General features: G+C 59.4%; 16 protein-coding genes and 1 pseudogene. 8 read left to right on the top strand and 9 right to left on the bottom strand.

Annotated elements, in window-relative coordinates:
* Positions 1-128: 128 nt before the first annotated feature.
* On the top strand, positions 129-1,559 hold the full coding sequence (gene sbcB, locus ACP3TY_RS03375) for an exodeoxyribonuclease I (RefSeq protein WP_212543903.1): 1,431 nt from the start codon (positions 129-131) through the stop codon (positions 1,557-1,559).
* 97 nt (positions 1,560-1,656) lie between these two features.
* Here the strand turns inward: sbcB and mvaT are convergent, their stop codons facing one another.
* Positions 1,657-2,034: a histone-like nucleoid-structuring protein MvaT gene (mvaT, locus tag ACP3TY_RS03380; RefSeq protein ID WP_007933316.1), complete on the bottom strand. Its 378-nt coding sequence runs from the start codon at positions 2,032-2,034 to the stop codon at positions 1,657-1,659.
* A 337-nt stretch (positions 2,035-2,371) separates the two neighbouring features.
* Here mvaT and purU point away from each other — a divergent pair, with 337 nt between their 5' ends.
* Positions 2,372-3,220 (top strand): formyltetrahydrofolate deformylase, encoded by an 849-nt coding sequence (gene purU / locus ACP3TY_RS03385; RefSeq protein ID WP_007912774.1) that lies wholly within the window; start codon positions 2,372-2,374, stop codon positions 3,218-3,220.
* Between the two features lie 85 nt (positions 3,221-3,305).
* Positions 3,306-3,479, top strand: coding sequence for a hypothetical protein (locus ACP3TY_RS03390; protein ID WP_212543902.1), 174 nt, complete (start codon positions 3,306-3,308; stop codon positions 3,477-3,479).
* A 39-nt stretch (positions 3,480-3,518) separates the two neighbouring features.
* Here the strand turns inward: ACP3TY_RS03390 and ACP3TY_RS03395 are convergent, their stop codons facing one another.
* The 5 genes and pseudogenes from ACP3TY_RS03395 to ACP3TY_RS03415 form a co-directional block, all read right to left on the bottom strand.
* Positions 3,519-4,514, bottom strand: coding sequence for a lysylphosphatidylglycerol synthase transmembrane domain-containing protein (locus ACP3TY_RS03395; protein WP_400752730.1), 996 nt, complete (start codon positions 4,512-4,514; stop codon positions 3,519-3,521).
* Entirely contained in the window at positions 4,511-5,287 is a 777-nt protein-coding gene (locus ACP3TY_RS03400) for a DUF2334 domain-containing protein (protein WP_426619249.1), read from the bottom strand. Before ACP3TY_RS03400 ends, ACP3TY_RS03395 begins: the two co-directional genes overlap by 4 nt.
* A complete protein-coding gene (locus tag ACP3TY_RS03405) occupies positions 5,280-6,371 on the bottom strand; it encodes a glycosyltransferase family 4 protein (RefSeq protein ID WP_426620424.1) in 1,092 nt (363 codons plus the stop codon). Before ACP3TY_RS03405 ends, ACP3TY_RS03400 begins: the two co-directional genes overlap by 8 nt.
* 390 nt (positions 6,372-6,761) lie before the next feature.
* On the bottom strand, positions 6,762-7,526 hold the full coding sequence (locus ACP3TY_RS03410; RefSeq protein WP_371262383.1) for a methyl-accepting chemotaxis protein: 765 nt from the start codon (positions 7,524-7,526) through the stop codon (positions 6,762-6,764).
* Positions 7,527-7,619: 93 nt separating this feature from the next.
* Positions 7,620-8,651, bottom strand: a pseudogene (locus ACP3TY_RS03415) (HAMP domain-containing protein); the annotation flags it as partial.
* A 186-nt stretch (positions 8,652-8,837) separates the two neighbouring features.
* Between ACP3TY_RS03415 and ACP3TY_RS03420 the strand changes: the two are divergent.
* Positions 8,838-10,325, top strand: a complete 1,488-nt coding sequence (locus tag ACP3TY_RS03420) for a helicase HerA-like domain-containing protein (protein WP_426619250.1) — start codon at positions 8,838-8,840, stop codon at positions 10,323-10,325.
* Positions 10,326-10,436: 111 nt separating this feature from the next.
* On the opposite strand, the gene ACP3TY_RS03425 is transcribed toward ACP3TY_RS03420, so the two are convergent.
* Positions 10,437-10,892 (bottom strand): DUF721 domain-containing protein, encoded by a 456-nt coding sequence (locus tag ACP3TY_RS03425; protein WP_053123114.1) that lies wholly within the window; start codon positions 10,890-10,892, stop codon positions 10,437-10,439.
* A 307-nt stretch (positions 10,893-11,199) separates the two neighbouring features.
* On the opposite strand from ACP3TY_RS03425, the gene secA reads away from it, so the two are divergent.
* The 4 genes from secA (at position 11,200) to ACP3TY_RS03445 (ending at position 17,013) form a co-directional block, all read left to right on the top strand.
* Positions 11,200-13,935 (top strand): preprotein translocase subunit SecA, encoded by a 2,736-nt coding sequence (secA, locus tag ACP3TY_RS03430; RefSeq protein WP_426619251.1) that lies wholly within the window; start codon positions 11,200-11,202, stop codon positions 13,933-13,935.
* A gap of 122 nt (positions 13,936-14,057) precedes the next feature.
* On the top strand, positions 14,058-15,275 hold the full coding sequence (argJ, locus tag ACP3TY_RS03435; RefSeq protein WP_053123110.1) for a bifunctional glutamate N-acetyltransferase/amino-acid acetyltransferase ArgJ: 1,218 nt from the start codon (positions 14,058-14,060) through the stop codon (positions 15,273-15,275).
* Positions 15,276-15,436: 161 nt separating this feature from the next.
* The gene (locus ACP3TY_RS03440) at positions 15,437-16,069 is read left to right on the top strand and encodes a glutathione S-transferase family protein (RefSeq protein ID WP_159812539.1); all 633 of its coding nucleotides are present in this window, start codon (positions 15,437-15,439) and stop codon (positions 16,067-16,069) included.
* Positions 16,066-17,013 (top strand): Nudix family hydrolase, encoded by a 948-nt coding sequence (locus ACP3TY_RS03445; protein ID WP_400648786.1) that lies wholly within the window; start codon positions 16,066-16,068, stop codon positions 17,011-17,013. Before ACP3TY_RS03440 ends, ACP3TY_RS03445 begins: the two co-directional genes overlap by 4 nt.
* 120 nt (positions 17,014-17,133) lie before the next feature.
* Here the strand turns inward: ACP3TY_RS03445 and ACP3TY_RS03450 are convergent, their stop codons facing one another.
* Complete coding sequence (locus ACP3TY_RS03450; RefSeq protein WP_426619252.1) at positions 17,134-17,709, bottom strand: cob(I)yrinic acid a,c-diamide adenosyltransferase; 576 nt, start codon at positions 17,707-17,709, stop codon at positions 17,134-17,136.
* Positions 17,710-17,712: 3 nt separating this feature from the next.
* Positions 17,713-19,749, bottom strand: a complete 2,037-nt coding sequence (locus ACP3TY_RS03455) for a sensor histidine kinase (protein WP_426619253.1) — start codon at positions 19,747-19,749, stop codon at positions 17,713-17,715.
* Between the last annotated feature and the right edge of the window lie 9 nt (positions 19,750-19,758).

Raw genomic sequence — 19,758 nt, forward strand, 5'->3', positions numbered from 1 at the left:
CTCTCGGGGGGAAACGACATAACTATGTATTGCACAGCATGTGTCGCCAGGTGTTTGAATGTTTCAAGACTGGCCGCGACGGCGGTTGAGCGCCTAGACTTTGCCGATCTTCAGTTCAGGATCCGCCCGTGACTTCAATCTTCTGGTACGACTACGAAACCACTGGCATCAATCCGCGTAACGACCGCCCGCTGCAGGTCGCCGGGATTCGCACCGACCACGAGCTCAACGAAATCGACGAGCCGGTCAATCTTTACTGCCAGCCCAGCGAAGACATCCTGCCGCACCCGGCGGCGTGTGCGATTACCGGCATCACCCCCAGTCAGCTCGCCGAAAAAGGTTTGAGCGAAGCCGATTTCATGACCCGGGTTCACGCGCAATTGGCCGCGCCCGGTACGTGCGGCGCGGGTTACAACTCCTTGCGTTTCGACGACGAGATGACCCGTTACAGCCTGTATCGCAATTTCTTCGATCCCTACGCCCGTGAATGGCAGGGCGGCAACAGTCGCTGGGATTTGATCGACGTGGTGCGCGCTGCTTACGCCTTGCGCCCGGACGGGCTGGTCTGGCCGACCGATGACGAGGGCCGCGTGACCCTCAAGCTCGAACGCCTGACCGCCGCCAATAACATCGATCACGGCCATGCCCACGAAGCGTTGTCGGACGTGCGCGCGACCATTGCGCTGGCGAAACTGATCCGCGAGAAACAGCCTAAGCTCTATGACTGGCTGTTCCAGTTGCGCAGCAAACAGAAGGTGATGGATCAGATTCGCCTGTTGCAGCCGCTGGTGCACATCTCCGGACGCTTCTCGGCGGCGCGCAGTTATGTCGGCGTGGTCATGCCGCTGGCCTGGCACCCGAAAAACCGCAACGCGCTGATTGTTTGCGACTTGCACCTCGATCCACAGGGCTTGCTCGATCTCGACGCACAAACCCTGCGCCAGCGTCTGTACACGCGCCGTGACGATTTACTTGAGGGCGAATTGCCGGTGCCGCTGAAGATTATTCACATCAATCGCTGCCCGGTCGTCGCGCCGTTATCGGTGTTACGCGCCGACGATCAGCAACGATTGGGTCTGGACATGGCGCTTTATCAGGAACGCGCGCTGCGGCTAACTGACGCACAACAAGTTTGGAAAGATAAAATCGCGGCTATTTATGCCAGCGAAGATTTCACCCCGAGTGAAGATCCGGAACAACAGTTGTACGACGGATTTATCGGTGATCGTGATCGGCGTCTGTGTGAGCAAGTGAGAAACGCTGACCCGGCACATTTGGCACAAGAGCAATGGCCGTTCGATGATGAACGTTTGCCTGAATTACTCTTTCGATATCGCGCACGTAACTTTGCCGATACGTTGAATTCTGAAGAACAGGCACGCTGGAAATTATTTTGTCAGCAACGTTTGTCGGCCCCGGAATTCGGCGCGCCGAATACCTTGAAATCTTTTAGCGAGGCGGCCGAGCAATGGTTGCTTAGTGCTACGCCAGAGCAGAGCGCAGTGCTCAATGAATGGCAGAGTTATGTCCAGGCATTGCGCAAACGTTTGGGTCTTTGAAATCGAACATGTTTGTTACTAAACGTCAGGCATAAAAAAACGCCAGCATTCGCTGGCGTTTCTTTTTTCGCGGATCACTCTGCGAAGGCGTTGCGGCTTAGCCCAGCAGGGTAGCCCAGCCTTCAACCACGTCGCCGCCCCACTTGGCTTTCCACTCTTTCAGAGTTTTGTGGTTGCCACCTTTGGTTTCGATGACTTCGCCGTTGTGCGGGTTTTTGTATTGTTTAACTTTGCGAGCACGCTTGGTGCCGGTAGTTTTTACTGCGCCGCCGCGTGGTGCTTTGGTTTTCGACTCTGGGTCCAGCAGCGCGATGATGTCACGCAGCGACTTGGAGTATTCGCCCATCAGGGTGCGCAGTTTGCCTTCGAATTCCAGCTCGGTTTGCAGTTTGTCGTCTTGCGACAGGTTCTTCAAACGGGCTTGCAGCTCTTTGATAGCTTCTTCGGTGGCGCGATATTCGTTGATCAAGGACATGATTACTACCTTAGTAGAATGCTGAATGACAGGGGACAGTGGCGCAATAATAGTCAGGCTGTTTCATCAAGTAAACATTTAACAGGGGTTTTTATTTAAATTAGTTACGAGAAATAGCCGCAAATTGATTGTTCAGTTAAATAGTGTGAAGCCGTCAGCACAGATATTCACAAATGTCTGTTTAACAATGCCAGCAAAGCGCCATCCCTCTGGCGTTTGTTTCCGTCAAAAAAGTGTGGGTATCAGGCGCCGACCACGCCAGCGCTCATCAATACTGCAGTTTTCCCGCGCAGTCGCTAGAATGGCGGCCTTTGCGAAGTTCTGGAGTCTTCCCCTCATGCGCACTTTTCGTCTGGTGATTTCTTGCCCGGACCGCGTTGGCATCGTTGCCAAAGTCAGTAATTTTCTGGCAGCCCACAATGGCTGGATCACCGAAGCGAGCCACCACTCGGATAATCAGGTGGGCTGGTTCTTCATGCGTCACGAAATTCGTGCCGATTCGCTGCCATTCGGTATTGAAGTATTGCGCGAGAAGTTTGCGCCGATCGCCGAAGAGTTCTCGATGGACTGGCGCATCACCGACACTGAGCAGAAGAAGCGCGTAGTGCTGATGGCCAGCCGCGAATCGCACTGCCTGGCGGACTTGTTGCACCGCTGGCACAGCGATGAGCTGGATTGCGAAATCTCCTGCGTGATTTCCAACCACGACGACCTGCGCAGCATGGTCGAGTGGCACGGCATCCCGTATTACCACGTCCCGGTCAATCCGCAGGACAAGCAACCGGCGTTCGACGAAGTGTCGCGTCTGGTCAAACAGCACGACGCTGAAGTAGTGGTGCTGGCGCGTTACATGCAAATCCTGCCGCCGGACATGTGCCGCGAATACGCGCACAAGGTGATCAACATTCACCACAGCTTCCTGCCGTCGTTCGTCGGTGCCAAGCCGTACCACCAGGCGTCGCTGCGCGGCGTGAAGCTGATTGGCGCGACCTGCCACTACGTGACCGAAGAGCTGGACGCCGGCCCGATCATCGAGCAGGACGTGGTGCGCGTGAGCCACAGCGACAGCATCGAAGACATGGTGCGTTTCGGCCGTGACGTCGAGAAGATGGTGCTGGCTCGCGGCCTGCGTTATCACCTCGAAGATCGCGTGCTGGTGCACGGCAACAAGACTGTGGTGTTCTGATCGAACACACGCAGGCTTGAAAAACCAAGGGTCTGGGCGTTCAATCGCTCAGACCCTTTGTCGTTTAAGCCCCGAGGAAACTTACATGAGTGATCCACTGGACAAAGCCACGTCCAAAGCACCGGCGACGTTGGGCGAAGGTTGTTTGAGTCGCTACGACCCCGAGGACATGACCCCGGAGGATGGCACCGAGTTTCCCGGTGCAGCCGAGTTGTGGGAACAGTTGCAAGAGTCCGACGATAAACAAAACGATGCCTGAAACGCGATCCCTGTAGGAGCTGCCGCAGGCTGCGATCTTTTACGTCTGCGGCACTTTCATCAATTTGCGCAACAACGGCCGCCCCAACATCATCAAAAACACCGGCCCCCCCACCAGCAGATAAAAGTAATACGTCACCACCCGCCAAATCAGAATCGCCGCCGCTGCGGTGGATTTCCCCACCATCGGCGCCAACAGTGCCGCCGAAGTCAATTCCGCCGCCCCCGCGCCCCCCGGCAATAAACTGAATTGCCCGGCCCCCAGCGACAGCATCTGCACCAGAAAACTCCAGGCCCACTGCAAGTCCGCGCCCAACCCGCGCAACGCCAGATACAACACGCTGTAACGCAATAACCAATGCACACACGTCAGCGCGAACACTTTGATCAGGGTTTGCCAAGGCAACTTCAACGTGTCGGTAAACGCCGCGAGAAAGTGCAGCAACTTGCGCGCCCAGCGGCGGCGAGTGCCCGGTTTAACGTTCATCCTTACCAATAAGCGGCCACTCAAGCGAATCAACGCGCGGTGATAACGCGCAATCAACACGCAAGTGAACAAGCCGCCAAACAACGAAATCGCGCTGACTGTCAGCAGCCATTCCAGGCGATCACTCAGATGTTGAAACAACGCATAAATCAGAATTCCACTGAGGGCGCAGAGAAAGAACAGCAAATCGCTGAGTTGATCCATGGCAAACACCGCGCTACCACGGGCCGGACGCACACCGCAGCGGGCGAGCAACGCCATGATGGTCAACGGCCCACCGCTGCCACCGGGCGTGGCGCAATAAGCGAACTCGGCGGCCATCACCACGCCGAGGCTTTTCAGCGGCGTGACGCGGTCGCGTTGATCACCGAGTAACAAGCGCAGGCGCAGGGTATTAATGCCCCAGCAGAGCAGGATCATGCCGAACATGATCAACAGCCATAACAGTGGAAAACTTTGCAGGCGCGCCCAGGTTTCGCCTCCACCGAGCACCACCGGAATCAGCACCGCCGCGAGCAGGCCGATCAACAACAGAATGCCGCGACTCATGCAGCGGATCCCAATTGACCGCGCTGTTGGGCGAGCCAGTGGATTTTGGTCATCGGTACGCGTCCTTCATTCAGTAGTCGCTGCAAGGTGTGCAGCCAGTAATCGCGGGAAAAATCGTGGCGCATGTCCACAGGGTGCAAGCCTAGCCGAATCACCGACGCCTGGCGCCAACGCTGTTGCCGCTGCTCGCTGACAATCTTCGATAAACCGCGACGCCAGGCGCTGCGCGCGCTCCAGACCAGACCCGGCGCGTCGATGGCGGTGAAATCCGGCAATCGATAAAGATGCTGTGGATCACTGGTGTAGCTCAGCGGTAATTCACGCAGGGCTTGGCGGGTGCCGTCGCTCATCAACCACGCCGGGGCGACGAAACCGTGCAACGGCCAGTCGTGGCGCTGGAAGACTTCGATGCCATCGCGCAGACGGGCGAGGGCGGTTTCGCGGGACAAACGATAAAACTCGCCTTCGTGGGTGTAAACGCGGCGCATGAACCAGTCGCGCGGACTGGTTGGGCCGGGTTCCTGATCGTCATGGAAAAAACCGTGCAAGGCCAACTCATCGCCTCGGGCAACACGCTCATCAAGCAGTCGGCAAAACGCCGGATGCTCGTTGAGGGCGTTGCGCCGATGGAAATCGGGGACGACCAGCCAGGTCATTGGCACGCTGCCCAGTGCGTCGACGGCTTCGACAAACGGTTGGTAATCCGCCCACGTCGACGGTGCCACGTCATGCAGCACCAACAACACGGCGGGGCGATTCAGCGCCTCAGCCATTGGCCACCTTTGGCAGCGCATGGCCGAGGACGGCGTGATAGTGGCCGAGCAGACTGTCGACCACCGTGTCCCACGCGTAGTGTTGTTCAACATGCTGTCGCGCTTGCTCGCCCAGTTTCACAGTGCCGCGACTGAACACTTCGCGCACGGCATTGGCCATCGCCTGTGGATTATTCGGTGCACAGAGCAAACCGCAGGATTCGTTGACGATTTCTTCAAACGCCCCGGCCGCCACCGCCACCACCGGAATGCCGCAGGCCATGGCTTCGAGAATCACCAGGCCGAAGGTTTCCTGATCGCCGGCATGGATCAGCGCATCGGCGCTGGCCATCAATTGTGCGACGCGCGGTGCCGGGCAGAATTCATCAATCACGCTGACATTGTCCGGCACCACGGCGGGCATCGACGAGCCGACCAGCAGCAAGTGATAGCGCGGGCCGAGGCGTTGCATGCATTTGAGCAGCACTGGCAGGTTTTTCTCTTTTGAACCGCGCCCGGCGTAGATCAGCAGGCGGGTGTCGTCGGCGATGCCCAGTTCTGCGCGCAGATTCGGGTCGCGGGCCTCGGGGTGAAAGGTTTGCAGATCGACGCCCAGCGGTTGCACGAAGACATTGCGCACGCCGAGGCCGGTGAGCTTGTCGGCCATTACCTGACTTGGCGCGAGCACGCGGTCGAAGTTGCCGTACAGCTTGGTGACATACGCTTCGACATTCGGCGTAACCCAATGGCCCATGCGATTGCCGACCAGCAGCGGCAGATCCGAGTGATAAAAGCCGATCACCGGCACATCCAGTTGCCGTCGGGCGTCCAGTGCGGCCCACGCGGTGAGGTAGGGGTCGCCGACTTCGATCAGATCGGGCTGCAAATCCTGCAAGACGTTTCGCCACGGCGCGAGGCGCAGCGGGAAGCGATAGCCTTTGCCGAAGGGCAGGGCGGGGGCGGGAACCGTGTAAACGCCGTCGTGTTCGCCGAAGCGAGCGCCGGGGATCAGCAGGCTGTGGCGAATGCCGGGTTTGAAGCCCAAACGACGATGTTTGGTATCCAGATACGTGCGCACGCCACCGCTGGCCGGGGCGTAAAACATGGTGATGTCGGCGATGTGCACGGTGAACAACCCTCCGCTGCGTGGTACTCCCTTGGTTGACCTATGTGCGCAATGGATGGTTCGGTCGGAATCCGCGCTGAAGCGGCCCCTCACCCTAACCCTCTCCCGAGGGAGAGGGGACTGACCGAGGTGGATGTTGGAGGTACGCCGACTTGAGAGACCTGAGGTGAACTCAGGTTTTGAAGAGTCCCTCACCCCTCCCGGAGGGAGAGGGGACTGATTGGGGTGGATGTTGGAGGTACGCCGACGTGAGAGACCTGAGTCGAGCTCAGGTTTTGAAAGGCTTGAAGATCTGCTCCCTTTCCCCCTCGCCCCCCTGGGGGAGAGGGTTGGGGTGAGGGGGTAAGCTCTTGATCTTAAATTCTGATCTTAAATCCTGAAACTACCCACCAACTGCTTCAACCGCGAAGCCTGCTGTTCCAGATCGGAGCACGCCCGCAACGTCGCCTGCAGGTTTTCCACCCCTTCCTGGTTCAGCGTATTGATCTCGGTGATATCAACGTTGATCGACTCAACCACCGCCGTCTGCTCCTCAGTCGCCGTCGCCACTGACTGGTTCATCCCGTCGATCTCGCCAATCCGCAAGGTCACGCTGTTCAAACGCTCGCCGGCAAGGTTGGCAATCTCGACGCTGTCCTGACTGTGACGCTGACTTTCACTCATGGTGCTCACCGACTCCCGGGCGCCGACTTGCAACTCCTCGATCATCGTCTGCACCTGCTGCGCCGATTCCTGCGTGCGATGCGCGAGGTTGCGCACTTCATCCGCCACCACCGCAAAGCCACGCCCGGCCTCACCGGCACGCGCCGCTTCGATCGCGGCGTTGAGCGCCAGCAGGTTGGTTTGCTGGGAAATGCTGGTGATCACTTCAAGAATCTGGCCGATATTCACGGTTTTGCTGTTCAGCGATTCGATATTGCTGCTCGACGCACTGAGCATGCTCGACAGCTGATTCATCGCCTTGATGCTGCGATCGACCACCTGCTGGCCGTCTTCGGCGAGGCCACGCGCATCGCTGGCCTGGTTCGACGCCTGCGCGGCATTGCGGGCGATTTCCTGAGCGGCGGCCCCCAGTTGATTGATCGCCGCGGCGACGCTGCTGGTGCGCGAGGCTTGTTGATCCGAGTTGTACATCGACGAGTTCGACGCGGCGACCACGCGCAGCGCAACTTCGTTGACTTGCCCGGTGGCCGACGACACCTCGCGGATCGAGCCATGAATGCGCTCGACGAAACGGTTGAACGCTGTGCCCAACACACCAAATTCATCGTTATTGACGATGGTCAGGCGCTTGGTCAGGTCGCCTTCGCCGTCGGCGATGTCTTCCATGGCGCGGGTCATTACGTGCAGCGGCTGGATCAGAATGCGGATGAGCATGCCGAGCAGGGCGAGGATGATTGCCACGGCGATCACCGTCGCAATCACCGCCGAGGTGCGGAATTCGCTGAGCATGGCGAACGCCTGATCTTTATCTACCGACAGACCGATGTACCAGTTCACCGACGGCAAACCTTTGATCGGCGCGAAAGTGACGATGCGGGTTTTGCCATCGACGGTGACTTCGCTGAAGTCGCCGCTGATGCGCGGGGTGTCCTGCGGGAAGGCGTCTTTCAGTGATTTCATCACCAAGGCCTTGTCCGGGTGCACGAGGATCTTGCCGTCGGCGCTGACCAGGAACACATACCCCATGCCGTCAAAATCTCGGGCGGCGAGGGTGTCGATGAGCGATTGCAGGCTCAGATCACCGCCGACCACGCCGACGCTTTGGCCAGCCTTTTTCGAGGCGGTGGCGATGGAGATGATCAACTGCCCGGTGGCCGCATCGATGTACGGTTCGGTCAGGGTCGACGTGCTGCTGCCTTCGGCACCTTTATACCAAGGGCGCACGCGCGGATCGAAACCCTCTGGCATCTTCGTGTCCGGGCGGATGGTGAAGTGGCCGGTGGCGTCGCCGAGGTAGGTGGCCATGAACGTCGAGGTCAGGGTTTTCTGTTCCAGCAGGCTGGCCACGTTGGCGGGCTCGGGGTTGATCGAGATGTTCTGGGCGGCGTTTTCGATCAGCAGAATGCGACCGTTGAGCCAGGTTTGAATGTTTCCGGCAGTGACTTCGCCCATCTCGTTGAGATAGTTGTTCAGGTCATCGCGGATCGCGTTGCGCTGCAACCAGTCGTTGTACAGCGTAAACGAGGCGAAAGCGGCGATGACGATGAGGGCGGCGGCAAGCAAAATTTTATGGCTGAAGCGCAGATTTTTGTTCATGGCTTGGGGTTCCGCTAAGGTCTTAATGTCCTGGGCGTGCTTTTATAAAGGCGCGCACTATGGGCAAGGGTGAGTACACGTGAATATTTCCGTCTCTCCTTAGGGAAATGTCCTACCGACTTTTCAGCCAGGTTCACGTTTTATCTATCGGCCAAAGCGAATCAAAGATTAACCATGGGTGACAAAATGCCTGACTCATCGCAACTCGTAATCGGCGCCGATCTCACGGGGCAACCGATTGGCCAGGCCATGCGCCTGGCGAACCGTCACGGGCTGATCGCCGGCGCGACCGGTACCGGTAAAACCGTGACCTTGCAGCGTCTGGCTGAAGCGTTCAGTGATGCCGGCGTGGCGGTGTTCGCCGCCGACATCAAGGGCGATTTGTGCGGCCTCGGTGCCGCCGCCAACCCGCAGGGCAAGATCGCCGAACGCATCGCCGGCATGCCGTGGCTCAACTACACGCCGCAGGCTTACCCGGTGACCTTGTGGGATATCCACGGTGAGTCCGGTCATCCACTGCGCACCACGTTGAGTGAAATGGGCCCGCTGCTGATCGGCAGCCTGCTGGAACTCACCGATAGTCAGCAGTCGGCGCTGTACGCGGCGTTCAAGGTCGCTGACCGCGAAGGGTTGTTGTTGCTGGATCTGAAAGATCTGAAAGCGCTGCTTAACCATCTCAAGGAAAATCCGCAGCTGTTGGGCGAAGACGCCGCGCTGATGACCACCGGCTCCAGTCAGGCGCTGTTGCGCCGTTTGGCGACTCTGGAACAGCAAGGCGCGGAAGCTTTGTTCGGCGAGCCGGCGCTGCAACTTGAAGACATCCTGCAACCGGCCGCCGATGGCCGTGGGCGCATTCATTTGCTCGACGCCAGTCGTCTGGTGCATGAAGCGCCGAAGGTTTACGCGACGTTCCTGTTGTGGCTGCTGGCCGAACTGTTCGAGCAGTTGCCAGAGCGCGGTGATGCCGACAAACCGCTGCTGGCGCTGTTTTTCGATGAGGCGCATTTGTTGTTTGGCGATACGCCGAAGGCTTTGCAGGAGCGGCTGGAGCAGGTGGTGCGCTTGATCCGTTCGAAAGGCGTTGGTGTGTATTTCGTCACGCAGTCGCCGGCGGATTTGCCGGATGACGTCTTGGCGCAGCTCGGTTTGCGCATCCAGCACGGTTTGCGCGCGTTCACCGCCAAGGAACAGAAATCCCTGCGCGCGGTGGCGGACGGCTTCCGGCCGAATCCGGCGTTCGATACGTTGTCGGTGCTGACGGAGCTGGGGATCGGCGAGGCGCTGGTCGGCACGCTGGCGGAGAAGGGCACGCCGGAAATGGTGCAGCGCGTGCTGGTGGCGCCGCCGCAATCGCGGATCGGGCCGTTGACTGAAACCGAGCGCACCACGCTGATCGCCGGCTCGCCTTTCAAGGGACGGTATGACAAGCCGATTGATCGCGAGTCGGCGTATGAAATCCTCATGGGTCGCAAAGGACTGGCGCCGGAGGCTGAGACACCTGCCGGTAACCCTGCGGCTGAAGAACCAAGCCTCGCCGACAGAGCCGGAGAGTTCCTCGGCACCGCCGCCGGGCAGGCACTGAAATCCGCCATGCGCCAAGCCGCGAACAACCTCGGCAAACAACTGGTGCGCGGCCTGATGGGCTCTTTATTAGGCGGCAGCAAACGCCGCTGATCCTGCTTTTGTAGGAGCAGAGCTTGCTCGCGAAGGCGTCATGTCAGACACAACATAGGTTGAATGACACACCGCTTTCGCGAGCAAGCTCAGCTCCTACAAAGGGCGGTGTCAGGACTTGTCTTTGGCGTGCGCCGCCAAACGCTCCAGTGCCGCACGTAACCCCGGATCACTGATCCCGTCCGCCGTCGCCTGAATCGTCGCCGCAGCATCCGTCGACAAATCCATCGTATTGCCCACCACCGCGCGCTGAATCGTCGGCGGCTGCACCTTGAACAGAATCCGCGTCAAACTGGCGAACTCATCGAACATCTGCAACTGGCGCTGCAAACGCTTTTGCTGGTAACGCAGACGCGTGGCCCAATGACCATCGGTGACAATCAGCAACAGACTGCCCTCACGCCACGACGCCACATGGCAATGCTCGCGGGCGGCGGGTTGCAGTTGGCTTTCGAGCAGGCGTTGCAAATGCCCCAGTCGCTGGGCATGGCCGAGGATGGCCTTGAGCGGTTTGGCTTCGCGAAGCAGAACGGCGGGTGCTCTGGCCGTAAGAGGGCGAAATGCCATGATCGAACACCTGAAGTAACAGAAACGCCATGGTAGCAGAAAGCGGACTTTTCACTCGCCCATTGCAATTGCCCCTGCTTTACCCATTAAATCAACGACTAACTTCTTTTCCGTACGACTTGAAGTTGAGCAAAACGCCCCTATTTTAAGTGAGCCCCGTCAAAGCGCAGTGCCAGCATCGTGGAACATCGCCACTTTCCTCACCACCGTTTCCGGGTAGAATGCTCGTTCGCATGCGGCCATGAGGGCTGCTCGGGCGACTCACGGGGCCGCCCTCCATCCCTTTAGTGTGGAAGATCCTGCCGATATGTTTGCGCCTTTGTTAAAGAAACTTTTTGGAAGCAAGAACGAGCGTGAAGTCAAACGCATGCTCAAGACGGTGCAGCTCGTCAATGCCTTCGAAGAGCAAATGGTGGCCCTTTCGGACGATCAATTGCGCGCCAAGACCGACGAGTTCAAGGCCCACATCGCCAAAGGGGAAACCCTCGACAAACTGCTGCCAGAAGCCTTTGCGGTCGCCCGCGAAGCCGGTAAGCGTGTCATGGGTATGCGTCACTTCGATGTCCAGCTGATCGGCGGCATGACCTTGCATGAAGGTCAGATCGCAGAAATGCGTACCGGTGAAGGCAAGACCCTGGTGGCAACACTGGGCGTTTACCTCAACGCACTGTCCGGCAAGGGCGTGCACGTTGTGACGGTGAACGACTACCTGGCCCGCCGTGACGCCAACTGGATGCGTCCGCTGTACGAATTTCTCGGCCTGACCGTCGGCGTCGTGACGCCGTTCCAGCCGCCGGAAGAGAAGCGTATCGCCTACGCCGCCGACATCACCTACGGCACCAACAACGAATTCGGTTTCGACTACCTGCGCGACAACATGGCGTTCAGCATGGAAGAAAAATTCCAGCGCGAACTCAATTTTGCCGTGATCGACGAAGTCGACTCCATCCTCATCGACGAAGCGCGTACCCCGCTGATCATTTCCGGTCAGGCCGAGGACAGCTCCAAGCTGTACATGGAGATCAATAAACTGATCCCGCAGCTGGAACTGCACGTCGAAGAAGTTGAAGGCGAAGTCACCAAGGCTGGCCACTACACCGTTGACGAGAAGACCCGTCAGGTCGAACTCAACGAAGCCGGTCACCAGTACATCGAAGACATGCTCACCGGCGTCGGCCTGCTGGCTGAAGGCGAGAGCCTGTACTCGGCGCATAACCTGGGCCTGCTGACCCACGTCTATGCCGGTCTGCGTGCGCACAAACTGTTCAACCGCAACATCGAATACATCGTGCAGGACGGCCAGGTCGTACTGGTCGACGAACACACCGGCCGTACCATGCCGGGTCGCCGTCTGTCCGAAGGTCTGCACCAGGCCATCGAAGCCAAAGAAGGTCTGAACATTCAGGCCGAGAGCCAGACCCTGGCCTCGACCACGTTCCAGAACTACTTCCGTCTGTACACCAAGCTGTCCGGCATGACCGGTACCGCTGACACCGAAGCGTTCGAATTCCATCAGATCTACGGTCTGTCGGTCATGGTCATTCCGCCGAACAAGCCGCTGGCGCGTAAGGACTACAACGACCTTGTGTTCCTGACGGCCGAAGAGAAATACACGGCAATCGTTGCAGACATCAAAGAAAGCATGGCTGCCGGTCGTCCGGTGCTGGTGGGTACTGCCACCATCGAAACCTCCGAGCACATGTCTGCACTGCTCGAGAAGGAAGGCATCGAACACAAGGTTCTCAACGCCAAGTTCCACGAAAAAGAAGCTGAAATCATTGCGCAGGCCGGTCGTCCGGGCGCGCTGACCATCGCCACCAACATGGCCGGTCGTGGTACCGACATTCTGTTGGGCGGCAACTGGGAAGTGGAAGTCGCTTCGCTGGAAGACCCGACCCCTGAGCAAATTGCCCAGATCAAGGCCGACTGGCAGAAGCGTCACCAGCAAGTGCTGGAGTCCGGTGGTTTGCAGGTGATCGCGTCCGAGCGTCACGAATCGCGCCGTATCGACAACCAGTTGCGTGGTCGTGCCGGTCGTCAGGGTGATGCCGGTTCCAGCCGCTTCTACCTGTCGCTGGAAGACAGCCTGATGCGTATCTTCGCCTCTGACCGGGTGAAGAACTTCATGAAAGCCCTGGGCATGCAGCCGGGCGAAGCGATCGAGCACCGCATGGTGACCAACGCGATCGAGAAGGCGCAGCGCAAGGTTGAAGGCCGTAACTTCGACATTCGTAAGCAACTGCTCGAGTTCGACGACGTCAACAACGAACAGCGTAAAGTGATTTATCACATGCGTAACACGTTGCTGGCCGCTGACAACATCGGTGAAACCATCGCCGACTTCCGTCAGGACGTGCTCAACGCCACCGTCAGCGCACACATTCCGCCGCAATCGCTGCCGGAACAGTGGGACGTTGCCGGTCTGGAAGCGTCGATTGCCAGCGATTTCGGCGTGACACTGCCGATTCAGCAGTGGCTCGACGAAGACGATCACTTGTACGAAGAAACCCTGCGCGAGAAGCTCATGACCGAGCTGATGGCGGCGTACAACGAGAAAGAAGATCAGGCCGGTGCCGATGCACTGCGCTCCTTCGAGAAGCAAATCGTTCTGCGCGTGCTGGATGACCTGTGGAAAGACCACCTGTCGACCATGGATCACCTGCGTCACGGTATCCACCTGCGTGGCTACGCCCAGAAGAACCCGAAGCAAGAGTACAAGCGCGAGTCGTTCACGCTGTTCTCCGAACTGCTCGATTCGATCAAGCGCGACTCGATCCGTGTGCTCTCGCACGTTCAGGTTCGCCGCGAAGATCCGGAAGCCGAAGAGCAACGTCTGCGTCAGGAAGCCGAAGCACTGGCCGCCCGCATGCAGTTCGAACACGCTGAAGCGCCAGGTCTTGAGCAACCGGAACTGCTCGGTGAAGAGGTCGATGTGGCCCTCGCCGCCGCCCCGGTTCGCAACGAACAGAAGCTGGGCCGCAACGAACTGTGCTACTGCGGTTCGGGCAAGAAATTCAAGCATTGCCACGGGCAGATCCAGTAAAACCCGTTATCACTGCTGAAATACCCGCGCCGCGACCGGCTTATGCCGTCGCGGCGTTTTGCCATTTAAACCACCGTCACTGCGCGTGACGGTGCTGACATCATTGAGTAAGGAGCGCATTCATGGCTGTTGGTCTTGGTCCTTTGCCAACGTTGCACCCGGTTGCCGGTTTTGAACTCGGTATTGCCTCGGCCGGCATCAAGCGCCCTGGGCGCAAAGATGTCGTTGTGATGCGCTGCGCCGAAGGTTCGACCGTGGCCGGCGTGTTCACGTTGAACGCCTTTTGTGCCGCGCCGGTGATTCTGGCGAAGCAACGCGTACAGAACGCCGTGCGTTATCTGCTGACCAACACCGGCAACGCCAACGCGGGCACCGGCGAGCCGGGCCTGGCCGCTGCCGAGCGCACCACCGCCAGACTGGCTGAGCTGACCGGCGTCGATGCCAGCCAGATTCTGCCGTACTCCACCGGTGTGATCGGCGAGCCGCTGCCGGTCGAGAAAATCGAAGGCGCGCTGCAAGCTGCGCTGGACGATCTCTCGGAAAACAACTGGGAAGCCGCTGCCACCGGCATCATGACCACTGACACCTTGCCAAAAGGTGCCAGCCGCCAGTTCCAGCATGACGGCGTGACCATCACCGTCACCGGCATCAGCAAAGGCGCGGGCATGATCCGTCCGAACATGGCGACCATGCTCGGTTACATCGCCACTGACGCCAAAGTCTCCCGCGACGTGCTGCACAATTTGATGCTCGACGGCGCCAACAAGTCGTTCAACCGCATCACCATCGACGGCGACACCTCGACCAACGACTGCTGCATGCTGATCGCTACCGGCAAGGCTGCACTGCCGGAAATCACCCGCGCTGAGGGCGAACTGTTCGCCAAATTGAAGCAAGCGGTGTTCGAAGTGTGCATGGACGTGGCCCAAGCCATCGTGCGTGACGGCGAAGGCGCGACCAAGTTTGTCACTGTTGAAGTGAATGGCGGCGGCAATCATCAGGAATGCCTGGACGTTGGCTACACTGTGGCGCACTCGCCGCTGATCAAGACTGCACTGTTCGCCTCCGACCCGAACTGGGGCCGTATTCTGGCGGCCGTCGGTCGTGCCGGCGTGCCGGATCTGGACGTGAGCAAGATCGACGTGTTCCTCGGCGACGTGTGCATCGCCAGCCGTGGCGCGCGCGCGGCGACCTACACTGAGGCGCAAGGCTCGGCAGTGATGCAACAGGAAGAAATCACCATCCGCATCGAACTGGGTCGCGGCGAATGCAGCGAAACCATCTGGACCACCGACCTTTCGCATGAGTATGTGAAGATCAACGCTGAATACCGCACTTGATCTAACCTGAGACCGAGTCGATGCCATCGCGAGCAGGCTCACTCCTACAGTGGTTTTGTAAACGCCACAGATCCCCTGTAGGAGTGAGCCTGCTCGCGATGGCGCCCCATCAGGTACCAAAAATTCTGGCCTGATTCTCCTGACGAAAAGGCGCCAAACCCATGTCCCTGCACCTGATCATCGGCGACAAACTGCTTTCCTCCTGGTCTCTGCGCGCTGCCTTGGCGCTTGAACTGACCGGCGCTCCTTACACCGAAGAACTGATCAAACTCGGCAAGCCCGACACCCGCGAGCGGCTGCTCAAGCATTCGCCGACCGCCAAGGTGCCGCTGCTGCAAACCTCGCGCGGCACGGTTGCCGATTCGCTGGCCATCGCCGAATACCTGGCCGAACAGTTCCCGTCCGAGCAACTCTGGCCGAGCGACATTTTCGCCCGCGCTCAGGCCCGATCCGCCTGCGCACAAATGCACAGCGGCTTCTTCGCCATGCGCAATCACATGCCGTTCAACCTCAGTCATGACGCGCCGCTCAACCCGGTGCCGCCAGAAGTGAAGGTCGATATCGAACGCATGCTCGCGCTGTGGGCCGAATGCCGTGACGCCGCCACCGAGAGCGGGCCGTACCTGTTCGGTCGCGTCAGTCTGGCCGATGCTTTTTTCGCACCGATCGCCGTGCGCCTGCGTACCTATCAGGTAAAACTGCCGGCCGCCGACGAAGCCTATGTTGAAACCGTCTACCAATGGCCCGCCTTCAAAGCGTGGCAACAGGCTGGACTGGAGGAGTTGAATCCGTGAAACGTGTACACGTCGCCGCCGCCGTCATCCGTGACGACAGCGGCAAAATCCTCATCGCCCGCCGCGCCGACTCCCAGCATCAGGGTGGTCTGTGGGAGTTTCCCGGCGGCAAGGTCGAGGCGGACGAAACTGTCGAAAGCGCACTGGCCCGAGAGCTGAAAGAAGAACTGGGCATCGTCGTTGGTGCTGCTCGACCGTTGATCAAAGTGCGTCACGATTACCCGGACAAGCAGGTGTTGCTGGATGTCTGGGAAGTCTCGGCATTCACCGGCGAACCGCACGGTGCCGAAGGCCAGCCATTGGCCTGGGTGACCGCGAAAGACTTGCCGAACTACGAGTTCCCGGCCGCCAACCAGCCTATCGTCGCAGCCGCGCGTTTACCTGGCGAATATCTGATTACCCCGGAAGATCTGGAAACCCCGGCTTTGCTGCGCGGGATTCAGAAGGCGATTGCTGGCGGGATCAAGCTCATCCAGCTGCGCGCACCGAATGGCTACGACCCGAAGTACCGCGATCTGGCGGTGGATGCCGCCGGTCTCTGTGCTGGCAAGGCGCAATTGATGATCAAAGGGCCATTTGAATGGCTCGGCGATTTCCCGTCGGCGGGTTGGCACATCACCTCAGCGCAATTGCGTAAATACGCAGCGGCGGGGCGGCCGTTGCCGGCTGAACGCTGGCTGGCGGCGTCGTGCCACAACGCTGAGGAATTGGCGTTGGCGGAGCAGATGGGCGTGGATTTTGTGACGCTGTCGCCGGTGCAGCCGACGTTGACGCATCCGGATGCGCAGCCGTTGGGTTGGGAGCAGGCTTCGGCGTTGATCGAAGGCTTTAGTAAGCCGGTGTTTCTGTTGGGTGGGGTTGGCCCGGCGGAGCGCGAGAAGGCTTGGGGTGTTGGGGCGCAGGGTGTGGCGGGGATTCGCGCGTTCTGGCCTGATTCTCTGTAACGGCTGCTGGCCTCATCGCGAGCAGGCTCACTCCTACATGGGCCGTGTTCCTTCAGTTGGAATACGGTCAACTGTAGGAGTGAGCCTGCTCGCGAAGGCGTCCTTCCAATCACTGCAAAGCTAAGGTTTAGCCGCCGGTTGCCACAAAATCTCCGCAATCCCCTGTCGCCGCGCAATCAACCGCGCCGCCACAAACAACAAATCCGACAACCGATTGATATACGCCAGGCCAACCCCGGCCAATGGCTCGATCGCATTCAGATGCTGACAGCGCCGCTCGGCACTCCGCGCCAGGCTGCGGCACACATGCGCCTGCGCAATCAGCATCGAACCACCCGGCAGAATGAAATTCTCCAGCGGCCCCAACTCCTCATTCCAGACGTCGATCGCCGCTTCCAGCCGCTCGATTTCCGCCGCGTTCAATGCCTGATATTGCGGCATCGCCAACTCGCCGCCCAAATCAAACAAGCGATGCTGACAAGGCGCCAACACCTCGATCAATTCATTCAGCCCCGGAGTGGCCTCGCGCTCGGCAAGTAACCCGGCCAGCAACACGCCAACCTGACTGTTCAGCGTATCGACTTCACCAATCGCTTCGATGCGCGGGTGATCCTTCGGTACGCGGCGGCCGTCGCCCAGGCCGGTTTCGCCTTTGTCGCCGGTGCGCGTGTAAATCTTCGACAAGCGAAAGCCCATGGGTTACCTCGGAAGTTGATTAATTTCAGCCGCGATGGCCGGTAGTGGCGCCAGCGGCAAGCGCAGGGTGAAGCAGGTGCCCTGACCGGGCGCCGACTGCACTTCCATCTGGCCTTTGTGATTGTTGGTGATGATGAAGTACGACACCGACAAGCCAAGCCCGGTGCCCTGACCGATTTCCTTGGTGGTGAAGAACGGCTCGAAGGTGCGTTTGCGCACACTCTCGCTCATGCCGATGCCGTTGTCCTCGACCTGAATCTCGGCCCACGGCGGATTGAGCTTGGTGCGCAAAATAATCCGCCCTGGCTCGCTGTCGTCCTCGCGCTGGTGAATCGCTTGTGCGGCGTTCTTCAGCAGGTTGAGCAGTACTTGTTCCAGCTCGTTGGCAGTGCCGGGCACCGGGCCGAGCGCCGGGTCGAACTGGCGCACAATGGCCTGACCCTTGAAGTCGAAACCGATCGCCAGATCGAAGTCGTTGCCGGCAATTTCCACGGCTTGATCGATCAGCGCCGGCAGGTCGCACGGTGCCATTTCCCGAGTGCTACGACGGCTGAAGCTGAGCATGTGCGTGACGATTTTCGCCGCACGGGCACCGGCCTGTTGAATGCCGTCGAGGAGTTTCGGCACTTCGCGGCCTTGCAGGTAACGGTTGACGGTATCGAGTTCGATGCCCAGTTGTTCGGCGGTTTCGATGTTCTTCGGCAGATCTGCTGAAAGGCGTCGACGGATGTTTTGCACGTTGTGCAGGATCGCGCCCAGCGGGTTATTGATCTCGTGGGCCATGCCCGCCGCGAGGCCGCCGACCGAAAGCATCTTCTCCGACTGCACCATCATTTCTTCCAGCGACAAACGCTGGGTGATGTCATCGATGCGGATCACCACGCCACGGCCGGCGCCGCCCATCAGCGGATAAAACGTCAGCGCGTAATGCTTCGGCTCGTCGTCCTTGAACCACGTCACTCGCTCGATTTTCGCCACCGTGTGTTGTTCGACGGTTTGCTTGAGCTGCGGCAGAAACGGTTTCAATGGTTCGAAGGCGAGGAAGATCGGCTGGTTAAGAGCTTCGTCCAGACGTGTGCCGGAAAGGGCACTGGCCTCCTGATTCCATTGGGTGACGTAGAGCTGTTCGTCGAGGGCGATCAGTGCCGAGGGCATCGAGTCGATGATGCTATTGAGGTAGTTCTGGAAACCGGTGAGCTTCTTCTCGATTTTGCTGCGTACCTGAACTTCCAGTTCCAGTTTGCGGTTGGTGTGGCGGGTTTCCTCGGCCAGACCTTGAGCCTGATCGTAGGCGGCTTGCGAGTCGTCGCGGGCGCGTTTGAGCTGCTGCTCGCGGGCTTCAATGCGCGACAGCATGGTGTTGAACGCTTCGGCGAGGCTGCCGATTTCGTCGTGGTTGCCGCGTGAGGCACGCAGCGCGTAGTTCTCTTCGCGGGTGACCTGACGCGAGAGTTCTTCCAGTTGATGGATCGGCCGGGTGATCAGGCGTTTGATCTGGCGGGCAATCACCAGCCACAACAGCACGCTGAAAATCAGAATCCCAAGACTCGCGGTCAGGGTGCCGGTGTAGAACGCCATCGGCAGTTCGCTGCTCGCCACCAGCAACAGATGACCGGGCGCGGTGCCGGGGCGGGGCAGGGTGATCAACTGGTTGCTGCGAAACTCGGTGAGTTGCCAGGCTTCGATGTGCCGGTAGCGTTCCGGCAGTTTGAGTTTGTCGCCGCGCTGCACCTGCGCGAGGCGTTCGCCTTTGCCGTCATAGATCGCAGCGGCGCGTAATGGCGAATAGCTGTCGAGCTCCTTGAGCAGACGCTCGGCGCTCTCCGGCGATTGCAGGGACTCGCTGACCAGACTCGGGTTGGCGATCAGTCGGCCGATGGTCTGCAAGGCTTGCGGCGCCATGCTTTCCTGGGAAATGTAGTAGGCGGCGCTGATAAAGGTCAGGTTGGCGACCAGCAACACAGTGGTTAACAGCACCAGCAGGGCGGCCAGCAGTTTCTGGCCGACCGGCAGGTTTTCGAGGCGCTGGCGCAATGGCATCAGGTCTAT

The sequence above is a fragment of the Pseudomonas rustica genome, from assembly GCF_049959085.1.
GTDB classification, from domain to species: Bacteria; Pseudomonadota; Gammaproteobacteria; order Pseudomonadales; family Pseudomonadaceae; genus Aquipseudomonas; species Aquipseudomonas rustica.

Coding starts and splice junctions, on each gene's coding strand:
- ACP3TY_RS03450 (WP_426619252.1), bottom strand. CDS start 17,709: ATGGGCTTTCGCTTGTCGAAGATTTACACGCGCACCGGCGACAAAGGC.
- ACP3TY_RS03390 (WP_212543902.1), top strand. CDS start 3,306: ATGAGTGATCCACTGGACAAAGCCACGTCCAAAGCACCGGCGACGTTG.
- ACP3TY_RS03420 (WP_426619250.1), top strand. CDS start 8,838: ATGCCTGACTCATCGCAACTCGTAATCGGCGCCGATCTCACGGGGCAA.
- ACP3TY_RS03405 (WP_426620424.1), bottom strand. CDS start 6,371: ATGTTTTACGCCCCGGCCAGCGGTGGCGTGCGCACGTATCTGGATACC.
- argJ (WP_053123110.1), top strand. CDS start 14,058: ATGGCTGTTGGTCTTGGTCCTTTGCCAACGTTGCACCCGGTTGCCGGT.
- ACP3TY_RS03425 (WP_053123114.1), bottom strand. CDS start 10,892: ATGGCATTTCGCCCTCTTACGGCCAGAGCACCCGCCGTTCTGCTTCGC.
- ACP3TY_RS03440 (WP_159812539.1), top strand. CDS start 15,437: ATGTCCCTGCACCTGATCATCGGCGACAAACTGCTTTCCTCCTGGTCT.
- ACP3TY_RS03395 (WP_400752730.1), bottom strand. CDS start 4,514: ATGAGTCGCGGCATTCTGTTGTTGATCGGCCTGCTCGCGGCGGTGCTG.
- secA (WP_426619251.1), top strand. CDS start 11,200: ATGTTTGCGCCTTTGTTAAAGAAACTTTTTGGAAGCAAGAACGAGCGT.
- ACP3TY_RS03400 (WP_426619249.1), bottom strand. CDS start 5,287: ATGGCTGAGGCGCTGAATCGCCCCGCCGTGTTGTTGGTGCTGCATGAC.
- ACP3TY_RS03410 (WP_371262383.1), bottom strand. CDS start 7,526: ATGTACAACTCGGATCAACAAGCCTCGCGCACCAGCAGCGTCGCCGCG.
- ACP3TY_RS03455 (WP_426619253.1), bottom strand. CDS start 19,749: ATGCCATTGCGCCAGCGCCTCGAAAACCTGCCGGTCGGCCAGAAACTG.
- mvaT (WP_007933316.1), bottom strand. CDS start 2,034: ATGTCCTTGATCAACGAATATCGCGCCACCGAAGAAGCTATCAAAGAG.
- purU (WP_007912774.1), top strand. CDS start 2,372: ATGCGCACTTTTCGTCTGGTGATTTCTTGCCCGGACCGCGTTGGCATC.